At 64.1% G+C, this 13,547-nt stretch carries 13 protein-coding genes; 3 read left to right on the plus strand and 10 right to left on the minus strand.

Annotation, left to right across the window (positions count from 1 at the left end; genetic code table 11):
• The first annotated feature begins 574 nt into the window (after positions 1-574).
• Positions 575-805 (plus strand): DUF2093 domain-containing protein, encoded by a 231-nt coding sequence (locus ADU59_RS24890; RefSeq protein WP_068957697.1) that lies wholly within the window; start codon positions 575-577, stop codon positions 803-805.
• A 42-nt stretch (positions 806-847) separates the two neighbouring features.
• Here ADU59_RS24890 and lpxK read toward each other — a convergent pair whose 3' ends face one another.
• The gene (gene lpxK, locus ADU59_RS24895) at positions 848-1,885 is read right to left on the minus strand and encodes a tetraacyldisaccharide 4'-kinase (protein WP_068957699.1); all 1,038 of its coding nucleotides are present in this window, start codon (positions 1,883-1,885) and stop codon (positions 848-850) included.
• A 72-nt stretch (positions 1,886-1,957) separates the two neighbouring features.
• Entirely contained in the window at positions 1,958-2,164 is a 207-nt protein-coding gene (locus ADU59_RS24900; RefSeq protein ID WP_068957701.1) for a hypothetical protein, read from the minus strand.
• 42 nt (positions 2,165-2,206) lie between these two features.
• On the opposite strand from ADU59_RS24900, the gene ADU59_RS24905 reads away from it, so the two are divergent.
• Positions 2,207-3,304, plus strand: a complete 1,098-nt coding sequence (locus ADU59_RS24905; RefSeq protein ID WP_068957703.1) for a flagellin N-terminal helical domain-containing protein — start codon at positions 2,207-2,209, stop codon at positions 3,302-3,304.
• An 18-nt stretch (positions 3,305-3,322) separates the two neighbouring features.
• Here ADU59_RS24905 and ADU59_RS24910 read toward each other — a convergent pair whose 3' ends face one another.
• From ADU59_RS24910 to ADU59_RS24930, 5 genes are all read right to left on the minus strand, one after another.
• Positions 3,323-4,030, minus strand: a complete 708-nt coding sequence (locus ADU59_RS24910; protein ID WP_068957706.1) for an HAD family hydrolase — start codon at positions 4,028-4,030, stop codon at positions 3,323-3,325.
• A 25-nt stretch (positions 4,031-4,055) separates the two neighbouring features.
• Positions 4,056-5,369: a lipid IV(A) 3-deoxy-D-manno-octulosonic acid transferase gene (gene waaA / locus ADU59_RS24915; RefSeq protein ID WP_068957708.1), complete on the minus strand. Its 1,314-nt coding sequence runs from the start codon at positions 5,367-5,369 to the stop codon at positions 4,056-4,058.
• A 91-nt stretch (positions 5,370-5,460) separates the two neighbouring features.
• Positions 5,461-5,697, minus strand: coding sequence for a DUF4170 domain-containing protein (locus ADU59_RS24920; protein ID WP_037161704.1), 237 nt, complete (start codon positions 5,695-5,697; stop codon positions 5,461-5,463).
• Between the two features lie 60 nt (positions 5,698-5,757).
• Complete coding sequence (locus ADU59_RS24925) at positions 5,758-6,570, minus strand: 3'(2'),5'-bisphosphate nucleotidase CysQ (RefSeq protein ID WP_068957710.1); 813 nt, start codon at positions 6,568-6,570, stop codon at positions 5,758-5,760.
• Between the two features lie 62 nt (positions 6,571-6,632).
• Positions 6,633-7,979 (minus strand): TldD/PmbA family protein, encoded by a 1,347-nt coding sequence (locus tag ADU59_RS24930; RefSeq protein WP_068957712.1) that lies wholly within the window; start codon positions 7,977-7,979, stop codon positions 6,633-6,635.
• A gap of 173 nt (positions 7,980-8,152) precedes the next feature.
• Between ADU59_RS24930 and ADU59_RS24935 the strand changes: the two genes are divergently transcribed.
• Entirely contained in the window at positions 8,153-10,012 is a 1,860-nt protein-coding gene (locus tag ADU59_RS24935) for a monovalent cation:proton antiporter-2 (CPA2) family protein (RefSeq protein WP_068957714.1), read from the plus strand.
• A gap of 6 nt (positions 10,013-10,018) precedes the next feature.
• Here the strand turns inward: ADU59_RS24935 and ADU59_RS24940 are convergent, their stop codons facing one another.
• From ADU59_RS24940 to ADU59_RS24950, 3 genes are read right to left on the minus strand one after another with little or no spacing between them, the layout of a single operon-like run.
• Positions 10,019-10,888, minus strand: coding sequence for a patatin-like phospholipase family protein (locus tag ADU59_RS24940; protein ID WP_068957716.1), 870 nt, complete (start codon positions 10,886-10,888; stop codon positions 10,019-10,021).
• 19 nt (positions 10,889-10,907) lie between these two features.
• Positions 10,908-11,465, minus strand: coding sequence for a 16S rRNA (guanine(966)-N(2))-methyltransferase RsmD (rsmD, locus tag ADU59_RS24945; RefSeq protein ID WP_068957718.1), 558 nt, complete (start codon positions 11,463-11,465; stop codon positions 10,908-10,910).
• A 6-nt stretch (positions 11,466-11,471) separates the two neighbouring features.
• A complete protein-coding gene (locus ADU59_RS24950; protein WP_068957719.1) occupies positions 11,472-13,496 on the minus strand; it encodes a pseudouridine synthase in 2,025 nt (674 codons plus the stop codon).
• Between the last annotated feature and the right edge of the window lie 51 nt (positions 13,497-13,547).

Here is a 13,547-nt window from a genome sequence, read left to right on the forward strand (position 1 = left end):
CACCGGTTTGCGTTGCCGGCGAGGCGGAGCCGGTGCCCGGACGGTTTGGCGAAACGCGCGTCAGATCCCCGGGGCTGCGTGAAAGGCGGTTCTCCTCCGGTTCGTGAAAGCGGGCCGGGCGTGCCGGGTAGCCACACCACGGGCGGTTCACCCCGCCGGACGGCTTTGCCGTCCATGGGTCCAGGGCTAAACCCCGCCGCATTGAAAGGCCTGGCGGATAAGCGGCCAGGCTGGGGCATTGGAGGCTTTTCCCTCAAAAAGGGAGAGGCGTAGAAGAACCTGAGAAGCGCGGCAAAAGACACCGAAACGGGGCACGGCGTGTGTCACCTACTACTTTACTCTGAGGCATACGTTGTGCCCCGGCCACCTGCTCTTTGAAAACCCACGGCGACTTGTTCGCGCGTGGACCGAAGGTATTGCAAATGCCGGACAACCGAAGCTGTTGCGCGCAGCGGGATGATCGCGGTAGATGATGTCCGGAGACGCAATGCCTCGAGGCCTTGATTGCATCGGCACCGATGCTGGCCAGGACGCGTCCCGAAAAGCGGACACAGAGATGCGGGGTCGAAGGACGATGAACAGGTTTGAGGGCAACGGCAACAGGGAAGCCAAAATCCGCTATCTCGATGGCGATTTCCAGATCGTCCTGCCCGGATCGCATGTCATCTGCGCCATTACCGGCGCCACCATTCCCGTCGATGAGCTGCGCTACTGGAGTGTCGCCCGCCAGGAGCCCTATGCCGACGCGGAAGCCTCCTATGAGGCCGACAAACGCGCCGGAATCCTGCCGAACCAGACGGCCTAGAGTCACCTCTCTTCCCGCAAGAGATGACACAGGCGTTTCCGACTATTTCGGTTGTTTGCGCAGGCTGCGCGCCCGCGCCGCCTTCAGCGCCGCGTCGATGATCTTGCCCGGTGAGCCGGGATCGTCGAAACGGATTTCCACCTCGATCACCTTGCTCTTTTCCATCAGTTCGGCGGCGCGGCCATGCTCGGGTTCGAGCCGCACCATGTCCTTGGCGGTGGTCACCAGCTGGTAGCCGTGGGCGGCCGCGTGGTCGAGCAGTTCGGCGATCTCGTCCTCGGAAAAATGGTGATGATCGGGAAAGCTGCGGGTCTCCGTCAGCACCGCGCCCGTTTCCCGGACGGTCCGGAAAAACTTCTCCGGGTCGGCGATGCCCGCCCAGGCCAGAACCGGGACGTCCTTCAGCCCGGCATCGTCGAGATGCTCGACATTGGCCTGGTAGATCTGCTTGCCGGCCCGGGCCGCCCGGCGGATCAGCGGATCGGCGCGATCGCCATTGCCGATTTTCAGCAGAGCCGAGGCGTGGCTGATCTGCTGGCGGAGCGGCGCGCGCACCGGCCCGGACGGAATGAGGAAACCGTTGCCGATCCCCCTGCGGCTATCGATCACCAGCAGGGAGAAATCAAACACCAGCCGGGCGCTCTGGAAACCATCGTCCATGATGATGAGATCGGCCCCTTCGGCCACCAGCCTGCGGGCGCCCTCGACACGCTTGCGGCAGATCACCGCCAGCCCCTCGCGCGCCAGAAGCAGCGGCTCGTCGCCGACATCGCGGGCACGATGATGGGCGGGATCGACGACGGTGGTCACATCGAGCGAGCCGCCGTAGCCGCGGCTGAGAAACCCCGGTTTCAGTCCACGCTGCCGGGCGGCGCGGGCGAGCCCGATCGCCGTCGGCGTCTTGCCGGCACCGCCGACGGTGAAATTGCCGACGCAGATGACCGGAACCGGCACCGAGGCGCGGCGCGCATGATCCATGCGCGAGCCGGAAATGCGTCCGTAAATCCAGGAGAACGGCCAAAGGCCGTAAGCGCGCCAATCCGCCTTGGTCCACCAGAATGGTGGTGCATCAGAAACCATCAGTCCTTCCAGGCCTCCCCCGCCAGCCGGTTGCTCCCGGTTTTCGCAATCTTCCGCGCGGCGAAATTCTTGTCATGTCCGGGCCTCTTTTTTCTGAAGGAAAAAAGAGGCCCGATCCGCGACACAAAACGGCAGATTGCCGGCAATTGCAAGCCTTGCACGGGCCAGCCACACAATCAGCCGTTCATCCAGCAATTGCGGCATCGCTCCCGGCACGTTCAAAAGCGCGTGTGATAAACCGGGCATTAACCAGTCTGCGGCACTCTGGATTAACCACATTTGGTAACTTCCGTTTTCCTGTTTTTCGTAGCGGACCTTAAAATGACGAATGTAAGCTTCAACGCTGCGGCCACGGCCGCTTTGGCGGTTTTGCGCCGTAACTCCAGCGCACATGACTGGCTCCAGAACGTCGTCACGACGGGCATGCGGGTATCGGGAGCCGCTGACAATGCCGCCTACTGGTCGATCGCCACCGACATGCGCAACACCACCAAGGCGACGAGCACCGTGATCGATGCCCTGGAACTGGGCGCCGCACTCGTCGATGTCGCCTACACGGCCATGGATGCCCTCGTTGACGTCACCTCGGAGATCAAGGCCAAGATCCTGACCATGAAAGAGCCGGGCGTCGACCGCTACAAGGTCAGCGCGGAAATCTACGAACTGGAAAAACAGTTCCTCTCGATCACCGAATCCGCGTCGTTCAATGGCCGCAACCTTCTGGCGCCGGGCAAGCTGAACTATACGGAAAAAACCTATGTCGACGGCAACGGCAAGACGCTGAAATATATCGAGATGGGCGCCCCGGACGCCAATCTCGTCTTCGACGGCATCGTGGCGAACTACACCAAAGGCAGTATCGGCATCATCAATATCTATGGCGACAGCAACCTCAACGTCTTCGGCCCGGCCAGCTACAAGAACGAGGACGGCACCATTTCCGCCCAGAGCGGGCTTGTCGATACGCCGCAGGCCGACGGCCTGACCGGTGGCGTGGCGCATGAAGACCCGGCCAAGACAACCGCATGGCTGCCGGCCTTCAACGGCCGCACCCAGATCGGCTTTGCCAATGGCGGCCAGACCGACGACATGTTCAGCGCCTCGCATATGGGAGAAGTGCCCGACGGCCTCGTCGATTACGCCACAGACCAGCTTCTGGCGCGCTACGATAATATCCATAAGACGCTGACCGACCGCGCCGCGACGCTCGGGTCGCTCGCCATGCGCATCGACATGCAGACGGATTTCAACAAAACCCTGACCGCAACGATCCAGAAGGGGATCGGCCGTCTGGTGGATGCCGACATGAGCGATGCCTCGACCAAGCTGAAAGCCATCCAGTCGCAGGTCCAGCTGGCCGTTCAGGCGCTCAACATCGCCAACAATGCCCCGTCCCTGCTGATGCAGCTGTTCCGGTAAGACAGGCAGAGGCAGCGGCTAGACGAGCACCGTCTCAAGTTCGGTGATGTCGTTGAGGCAATGATCAGACGCCGCAGCCAGAGACTGCGGCGAGCCGGTACCGGTGAGTACGGCGACCGTCAGGCCGACGCCGGCATTGCGGCCCATGTGGAGATCGTGGTTGTTGTCGCCGACCACGGCGACCTGATGCGGTTCCAGCCCCGTCGCCGCGCAGAAGCCGAGCACCATGCCCGGCTGCGGCTTGGTGCCGAAGCCGCTGTCATAGCCGGCGACATAATGCAGGTAGCCATCGAAGCCGAAGCGCTTGGCCGTCTCGCGGATCGAGCGTTCGTTGTCGCTGGAGGCAACGCCGAGCCGGTAGCCCTTGGCGTGCAGGCCGGCGAAGAAGATGGCGAGATCGGTGACCGGCACCGCATAGGCGGCCGAATTGGAAAACAACCCGTCGAGCTTCACCGTCAGCCCCTCGACGGTGTAGGGCGCACCGGCGGCGACCATGCCGGTGGCGATCTCGACCGTGTTGCCGGCTGCGAGCAGGCTGTCCGGCGTCACATAGCCGGTGTCCGGGTCCATACCACCCGCCACCAGCAGCCGCCTCGCCAGTTCGGCATCGCCATCGGCGGCGATGCTGGCCACTTCATAGTTCACCGGAACCCAGCTTTTGGCATAGTCGAGCAGCGTGCCGTCCTTGTCGAAGAGGATGCCGGCTATCCCTTTTTCGGTTGTCATATGCATTCCGCCAGAAGATTAAGGGTCAGTTGTCGCCGCGCGGCTGCAGCCGCGCCTTCACCGTCAGCGGATTGATATAGGGCTCCAGTCCCCGGATCGTCGCCGACAGTGCTCCGCGCATTTCATGCACGGTTTCAAGCCCGGCATCGATCATCTTGCGACGCACTTCGTCGTTGATAAGCAGATAGTTGACGCCCTTGGCCAGCATCTCGACATCGCGGATGATCTTGGCGCTGCCGTTCTTGGCCAGCATCTGGTAGGTGTCGCGGAAATTCTGGACATTGCCGCCCGACAGGATGGCGCAGCCGAGCATGGCCGGCTCCAGCGGGTTCTGCCCGCCCTCGGCAAACAGCGAGCGCCCGACGAAGGCCACCTCGGTCATCCGCAGGTACAGGCCCATCTCGCCGATCGTATCGCCGAGGAAGATGTCCGTTTCCGGCGTGATCGGGTCGTTGCGGGTACGCCGGGCGACCGTCAGTCCCTTGGCGTTCAGCATCGCCTCGATCGCGTCGCAACGTTCGGGGTGGCGCGGCACGATGATGGTCAGCAGTCCCGTGCGCTCCTTGAGCGCACGGTGGACGATGCCGGCAGCATTCTCCTCGCCCTCGAAGGTCGAGATGGCAGCCCAGGTCTTACGGTCGCGGATCTGCTGGCGGTAGTGCTTCAGGGCGTTGCCGTCATGCGGCGGCGCGTCGGTATCGACCTTCAGATTGCCGGATACCATGACCGGCAGCGCACCGAGCGTGCGAAAACGATCGGCATCGAGTTCCGACTGGGCGATGACCAGCGCCAGGTTCTCAAACAGCGCGTCAGCAAGCCAGGGGCGCTTCTTCCAGCGGCCGAAGGTCCGGTCCGACAGGCGGCCGTTGACCAGGACCTGGGGAATATGGCGCTGGCCAAGCTCCACCATGGTCATCGGCCATATCTCGGATTCGGCGATGATGGCCAGATCCGGCTCCCAGTAATCGAGGAAGCGGCTGACGGCCGGCTTGAAATCGAGCGGCACATATTGATGGATGATGCTGGGACCCAGCCGTTCGGCAGCAACGCGCGCCGATGTCTTCGTTCCGGTGGTCAGCACGATGGCGATGCCGCGGCGCGAGACTTCCTTGATCAGCGGAATGACAGCGGTGGTCTCGCCGACGCTGGCGGCATGAAACCAGACCAGCGGCCCTTGCGGGCGCGGCGCGCTGGCGTGACCGTAGCGCTCCTGGCGGCGGGTGCCGTCTTCCTTGCCCTTGGCGGCGCGGGCGGCCAGATAGGACCAGACGAACGGGTAGATCGCGGTGCCGATCCAGCGGTAGCTGGATAGCGCCAGCCGGGCAAGCATGCGGCTCATGAGGACAGACCTCCGCCGCCGGAACGCAAAGCGCCCACGCCAATAGCGGCCCCTTCAGGCGCGCGCCGTGCCTGTCCGAAACGCTCCGGCATCAAGCCTGTTCCGGATCGAGGAGCCGGTGCATGTGCACGATGAAATAACGCATATGGGCGTTGTCGACCGTCATCTGCGCCTTGGACTTCCAGGCGGTCAGAGCGCTGTCGTAATCAGGGAAGATGCCGACGACGTCGAGCTTGTCCAGATCGCGGAACTGCACGCCGGTGAGTGTCGTCAATTCGCCGCCGAACACCAGATGCAGCCGCTGTTTTACTTCCGAATTCTGAGCCATCAGACCTTCCGATTTTCTTGACGTATTTTGCTCGTGGTTTGCGGCATTCAGCCGGAAAGGTCAATGGCCCTCCAGCCCTTGCGACGCGGCAATCAATGCCGGTAACGCGGGCTTTGCCGCAGCACACAGGACCGTATGACGAACATTGGGGCGATTGTAGGAAAGCGGCTGTGCATCCAGGTTGGAAAGCACGCCGCCCGCCCGTTCGAGGATCAGGTCGGCGGCTGCCAGATCCCAGTCATGGGAGTTTTTCTTGACGATGGTGCCATCGATCCGGCCATCGGCGATCATGGCGATCCGGTAGGCAAGAGAGGGCACATGGGCGATGCGCGACATGCCCGACCGGTAGCCGGGCTCGAGCAAGCCGACGGTCTCCTCGGCCAGCGCGATCCGGAGCACCGCGCCGTTCTCCGCCCGGACCGCGATCGGCTCGCCATTCTTCAGGGCCACCCCCGTCTGCGTCGCCTGAAACAGTTCGCCGAGCGCCGGCGCAAACAGCACGCCTGCGACCGGACGCCCCAGATGCACGACGGCGACGCTGACGCACCAGACATCCTTGCCGGCAATGAAGGCACGGGTCCCGTCGATCGGATCGACGACGAAGACGGTATCGCAGCCGAGCCGCGCCTCGTCATCGTCGGTCTCCTCCGACAGCCAGCCGTAATTGGGCCGCGCCGCCAGCAGCTTTTCCTTGAGAATATCGTTGGCGGCATAATCGGCTTCGCTGACAGGCGAACGGCCGCCGTTCTTCCACTGGACGTCAGGATCCTTGCGGAAATAGGAGAGCGCCTTTTCGCCCGCGGCCTTCGCCGCCATCGTGATCAGTTCCAGATCACTGGACCATTGCTCCGGCGCTGGGCGGGCGGCGTTCATCTCAGTCTTTCCATTTCCCGCGGCGCCATCGGCCGCGTTGAAGATCGGTGCCGGACGGCGGCTTACTTGCCGGCCAGCGTCATGCCCTCGATGGCAAGCGTCGGTGCGGCGACACCGAACTTGCGGTCGATATCGTCGGCAAGCGTGATCGCCATGAACATCTGCTTGAGGTTCGAGGCAATCGTGACTTCCGATACCGGGAAGGTCAACTCGCCGTTCTCGATCCAGAAGCCCGAAGCGCCCCGGCTATACTCGCCGGTCAGCATATTGACGCCCTGGCCGATCAATTCGGTCACGTAGAAACCGGTTCTGACGTTGCGGATCAGCTCCTCGCGTGAGAGTTCGCCGGGTTCCAGCGCAAAATTCGTCGACGATGGCGAAACGGTAGTGCCACCGCGCGCGCCGCGGCCGTTGGTTTCGAGACCCAGTTCGCGGCCGGTAGAGGTGGAGAGAAACCAGTGCTGGAGCACCCCATCCTCGATCATCGACAGCTTCTGCCCGGTGATGCCTTCGCCATCGAAGGGGCGCGAGGACGAGCCGCGTACCACCAGCGGATCGTCGGTGACGGTAATGCCGGCCTTCATCACCGGCTTGCCCATCATATCGCGCAGGAAGCTGGTCTTGCGGGCAACCGAGGCGCCGTTGATGGCACCGGCGATATGGCCGGCAAAACCGCGCGACATGCGCGGATCGAAAACGACGGTGACATTCTTCTGGGTCGGCACCTGGCGCGGACCGATGCGGGCGACCGCCCTCTCACCGGCGGTGCGGCCGATCTCTACGGCGGACTTCAGGTCGGCGAAATAGAGGCGGCTGTCGAAATCATAATCGCGCTCCATCTTGGTGCCGGTGCCGGCAATGGCACTGACGGAGCGGCCGAAGCGCGTCCCCATATAGGCACCGGAAAATCCATGCGAGGTGACGAGCACCATGCCGCCCATGCCGGCCGACGCACCGGCGCCGCTGGAATTGGTGACGCCGCCAACGGCAAGGGCTGCCTCTTCGGCCTCGAGCGCGGCGGCGGTCAGAGCCTCCGTCGATACATCCGTCGGATCGAAAAGCTCGAGATCGGGGTAGGATTTCGCCAGGCGATCGCCATCGGCAAGGCTGGCGAACGGATCCTCGGGAGAGGCCTTGGCCATGGCGACGGCCCGCTCGGCCAGCACCTTCAGATCGAAACCCGGATTGGCCGAGACGCTGGCGACACGGCGGCCGACGAAGACACGCAGCGAGAAGTCGTCGCTCTCGGAAGCCTCCGTTCCCTCGACCTTGCCGAGCCGTACCGAGACGGAGCGCGAACGTCCCCGGACCACCACGGCATCCGCCTGATCGGCGCCGGCTTTCAGCGCCAGATCGATGAGTGCGGTCGCCCTTGTCTGGAGAACGGCGGAATCGATAATATCGGACATGATTTGGCCTTTCATTCCCGCTCCATTTATTGTGCACTGGGACGGGCATCAAGGGCATATCCTGATTCTTCGCCGACGCCCCCGATGAAATACCGAATTGCGGGCAAACTCCTGCCCAAGCCGAGACGCCAAAGCCCCGTGAAAACCGCCGTGGCCAAGAAAGAGCATACCCAATGTCAACGTCACCTGCCCTCACCTCACAGGCTCTGATGCTGCTCGGCGGCGCCGTCGTGGCGGCACCGATCTTCAAGAAGTTCGGACTCGGCACGGTTCTCGGCTATCTCGCGGCCGGCGTCATCATCGGCCCACTGCTGCACCAGATCACCCAGGGCGAACAGATCCTCGGCTTTGCCGAACTCGGCATCGTCTTCCTGCTCTTCGTCATCGGGCTGGAGCTGAAACCATCCCGCCTGTGGCAGATGCGGCGCGATATCTTCGGGCTCGGCACCGCGCAGGTGCTTTTGACCGGCGCCGCCGTGTCGGCCATCCTCTACGAGACGGGGCTGCTCGACTGGAGCGGCAGCGTCATCACCGGCTTTGGGCTGGCGCTGTCATCGACAGCCTTTGCCCTGCAGATTCTCGACGAGAAAGGCGATACCAACACACGCTACGGCCAACGCGCCTTTTCTCTGCTCCTGCTGCAGGATCTGGCGATCGTACCGCTGCTGGCGCTGATCCCGCTGCTGGCCCTGCAGACAGCGCAGGACAGGACGACACCGCTTGAAGACTTCGCGGTCGCCGTCGGCGCTATCCTGGCCATGGTGATCGCCGGCCGCTATCTGCTCAATCCGCTGTTCCAGATCATCGCCCGCACCGGCGCACGCGAGGTCATGATCGCCGCGGCCCTGCTCATCGTGCTTGGCGCTGCCACCCTCATGCAGCTTGCCGGCCTTTCCATGGCCATGGGCGCGTTCCTCGCCGGCGTCCTCCTGGCCGAATCCTCCTACCGCCATGAGCTGGAAGCCGATATCGAGCCGTTTCGCGGGCTGCTGCTCGCGTTGTTCTTCATGGCCGTCGGGCTGTCGCTGGACATCCGGGTCATTCTCGACAACTACCAGCTGATCCTTGTCGCGGTGCCGGCACTGATGCTGGTCAAGGCCGCCGTCATCTACACGCTCTGCCGTCTGACGGGCTCGCCGCACAATGATGCGGTGCGCATCGGCCTGCTCCTGCCGCAGGGCGGGGAATTCGGCTTCGTGCTGTTCACCGCCGCCGCAACCGCCGGCGTCTTTTCCGCCGGCTGGGCGTCGCTGCTGATCGCCATCGTCACCCTGTCGATGGCGCTGACGCCCGCCGCCTCCGCGCTCGCAGGTCTTCTCATCCGGGAACAGGACGAGGAGACCGAAGAGCTTGAGGAAGATTTTGACGGCGCCGGCGCCGACGTGCTGATGATCGGCTTTTCCCGTTTCGGCCAGATCGCCGCGCAAATTCTGCTGGCAGGCGGCCGTGACGTGACGATCATCGATCATTCCGCCGCCCGTGTCCGCCAGGCTGCCACCTTCGGGTTCCGCATCTATTTCGGCGACGGCACGCGGCTGGACGTCTTGCGTGCCGCCGGTATCGAACGGGCGAAGATCGTTGCGGTCTGCACCCAGAAGATGGAGATCACCGATCGGATCGTCGATATGGTACAGGCGGAATATCCGAACGCCCGGATTTATGCGCGCGCCTACGATCGCTCGCACACCCTGTCGCTTCGGGCGCGCGATGTCGATTACGAGCTGCGCGAGACATTCGAATCCGGCCTGGTTTTCGGGCGCAAGACGCTGGAAGGGCTGGGGATCGGCGACAACGAGGCACAGGCGATCATGGACGACATCCGCAGGCGCGACGAAGCGCGGCTGGTGGTTCAGGCGGCGGAAGGCATCAGCGCCGGACGCGACATGCTGCTTTTCGAACCGGTCAAGCCGGAACCGCTGATCAAGCCGCGGCGCGAAACGCCGCCATCGCTGGCAGCCGACGACGATATCCTGCCGGCCACCACCAGCAGCAAGGCCAAACCGGAAAACGACGTGCTGGCGGGCGTGGACTGAGCTTCCTCAGCCCCGGCTTCTTGCCTTGAAGGCCGCGTCGAGCGCGGTCTTCAGCTGATCCTTGACCCCGGCCGTCGCCGTCAGCACCTCCTGTGCCTTGAGGAAATCCATGACGCGGAAACGGTTGACCTCCGGGCGCAGCAGGATATCCGGCGGATGCGCCTTCATCTTCATGGCGATGATCGACTGCATCATCAGCTGGCTGGCGCCGAACAGGCTGTCGATCCGGCTCGGCATGGTTTCGCCGTCGCCATCCGGCCCGCCGACGACATCGACGCCGATGACGATATCGGCCAGCCCGCTCAGATGATCGAACGGCACGGGATTGCAGATGCCGCCATCGATCATCACCCGCCCATCGATGCGGACCGGCATGAACATCGCCGGGATCGCCGCGGAGGCCGCCAGAGCCTGATGAAGATCGCCGCTTCGGCAGACATGCTCGGTCTGCCCGTAATAGTCGGTGACCGTGATGTGCAACGGGATAGCGAGAGCCGCGAAATCTTTGGGGATGGCATCCGGCAGGAAGGCTGGAAGAATCCGCTCGAGATTGAACTGACCGACACGAAAACCGCCGGCGACCGCCTTGGCAAAACTGGCCGGGCGCAGGCTCCACAGACGGTTGAAAATTTCCTTGCGCCGGCCGACTGTCGCCAACGTGTGTTCACGGATATCCGCGCCACTGACGCCTGCCGCCATGCCGGCCCCCATGATCGCACCGATGGAGGAACCAGCAATCACGACCGGGCGGATGCCAAGCTCGTCCAGAGCCTCGATGACATGAATATGGGCAAGTCCGCGCGCACCGCCGCCGCCAAAGGCAATGGCGACCGTCGGATCGGATGATGTCTTCGCTGTTTCGAGGCCTTGCGTCATGCTCAGCGTCTTTCCGGTGTCACGCGGTGCGGTAACGGTAGAAATGCATCTTCGTGTCGCCGAACAGACGGTCGTCGATATACTCGAAGCCATCCGGCAACACCGGCTGTACATCGGCCCGCTCTTCGAGAATGGCAAGAGCACCCGGCACCAGCCAGCCGCCGCCGGCTGCGGACGCCAGCGCCTTTTCGCCAAGACCCTTGCCATAGGGCGGATCGGCAAAGAGGAAATGGAACGGCTCGACGGTGCCTGCAGGCCCGAGGTCCGTCGCATCGCGGCGGAAGACGCGCGCCCGGCCGGTCAGGCCGAACGCTTCGATATTGGTGCGCAACAGGCCCCTGCCCTCGGCGCCCATTTCAACGAACAGCGCCTGACGGCAGCCGCGCGACAGGGCTTCGAGCCCCACCGCGCCGGTGCCGGCGAAGAGATCGAGAACCCGGCCCTCGAGCGCGTCCGGATAGGAATGGCTGAGGATGTTGAACAGGCTTTCACGCGTCCGGTCCGTTGTCGGCCGGATGTCGTTGGAGCTGGGCGTTGCGAGCCCGCGCCCGCGAAACTCGCCACCGACGATCCGCATACGCGCTTAGTTCCCGCGTCCGCGCGGCTTGCCACCACCGGCAGGGCGCCCGCCCGAAGGCTTGCCACCACCGCCGGGCTTGCGCGGCCCACCGGTCTTCGCGCCAAACGGCTTTGCATCGCCCGGCTTGCCGCCAAACGATTTTCCGCCCGCAGGCCGGTCGCCCGATGGCTTGCCGCCGAACGGACGGTCACCGTCGCGACGCGGCGGGCGGTCGCCCTGGGGACGATCACCGAAATCACGCGGCTTGCGGTCGCCATCCTCACGCGAGAACGATTTTTCACCGAAAGGCTTGCGCGGACGGTCGCCTGCAGGACGATAGCCCTGGGGCTTGTCACCTTGCGGTCGGTCGCTTTTCGGGCGGTCGGAGAAAGAACGGGCACCTTCGGCACGCGGCTTGCGATCACCGAACGGCTTGTCACCGCCTTCGCGGCGGGGCGGGCGATCACCTTGGGGACGGGCACCTTGCGGACGATCACCACGCGGGGCGCGGTCACCGAAGCTGCGGGCGCCACGATCGTCGCCGCCCGAACGCTTGCGGTCGCCACCGCGGCCTTCGTCACGGCTCGGCTCGTCCGTTGCACGGATCCAGTCATTATCGTCGGCGTCGCGGGTGACGATGACGCGCGGGCCGCGATCCGGACGGTCGTAGACGCTCGCCTTCTTGCGGTCCGGGTCGAACTTGCGGTTGGATTTCATCGGCAGACCATCCTTGGTCTTGCCATAACGCTTGACCGCCGGTGCGCCTTCCGGACGCTCGCGGCGGACGGGCTTTTCAGCCACGTCGGCGGCTTGCGCATCCTTCGGCTTCTTTTCCGGCAGAGGGCGGGCACCCGGTGCCATCCAGACATTGGCCTTGCGGGCGCGGAAGCCCGGTTCGCGCTTGGGGCCGTCAAATTTCGCATCAGGCGCATCGCGCCCGCCACGGTCGTTCCGGTCGGGGCGGGAGCCGCCACGGTCATCGCGCCGTGTCGTATCCAGGCGCGACAGGGCACGCTCGCGCTTGTCGCCGGCCTTTTCCTTGAACGCACCGCGCTCGCGGGCTTCCGGCTTTCCGGCCGCCCATTCGTTCTTCTGCGGCTTTTCTTCTTCGGCTACGGCGGCATCGAAGATCGGCGCGTCGAAATTCGCCTTGGCTTCCTCGATCAGGCGGGGCCCGAGCTGGTCGCGCAACGTGCGGCCGCGAATTTCCTGGGCCTGGCCTTCCGGCAGTTCGCCGAGCTGGAACGGACCATAGGAAATGCGGATCAGCCGGTTCACGTCGAGACCGAGCGCACCCATGACGTTCTTGATTTCGCGGTTCTTGCCTTCGCGCAGGCCCATGGTGATCCAGACGTTGGACCCCTGAACCTTGTCGAGGGTGGCATCGATGGCGCCGTAGAGCACGCCGTCGACGGCGATGCCGTCCTTCAGCTTGTCCAGCGCCGCCTGGTCGATGGCGCCGTGGGCGCGGACGCGGTAACGGCGCAGCCAGCCGGTAGCAGGCAGTTCGAGAACCCGCGCGAGGCCGCCGTCATTGGTCAGCAGCAGCAGGCCTTCGGTGTTGATATCGAGGCGGCCGATGGACAAAACGCGCGGCAATTCTTCCGGCAGGTTGTCGAAGACGGTCGGGCGGCCTTCCGGATCGGAATTGGTGGTCACCAGACCGGATGGCTTGTGGTAGAGCCAGAGGCGGGTGCGCTCGATGCCGCGGATCGGCTGGCCGTCCACTTCGATATGGTCGGCGAGCGTCGCATTGACGACCGGGCTGTCGAGCAGCTTGCCGTTGAGCGAGACGCGGCCTTCCATGATCATGCGCTCGATATCGCGGCGCGAGGCGACGCCTGCGCGCGCCATGATCTTGGAAATGCGCTGCGGCACATCCGCACCAACGGTTTCCGTCGCCGTCGGCCTCGGCTTGCGCGGCTTCTCGGTTTCGCTGTTATCAACAGCCGAATGATCGGCAGCGGCCTTGCGCGCGCCGGTATAGGGCTTCTTGTCGGACCGTGCGGGTTTGCCGCCAGGCCGCTGGGGCTTGTCTTTGAATGTCATTTGTGTTGCCTGCCTTTTGGGCTGTCCTATCAGGTCACAGCCCAAGGGTTA

Origin of the sequence: Pararhizobium polonicum (genome assembly GCF_001687365.1) — a bacterium.
GTDB classification, from domain to species: domain Bacteria; phylum Pseudomonadota; class Alphaproteobacteria; order Rhizobiales; family Rhizobiaceae; genus Pararhizobium; species Pararhizobium polonicum.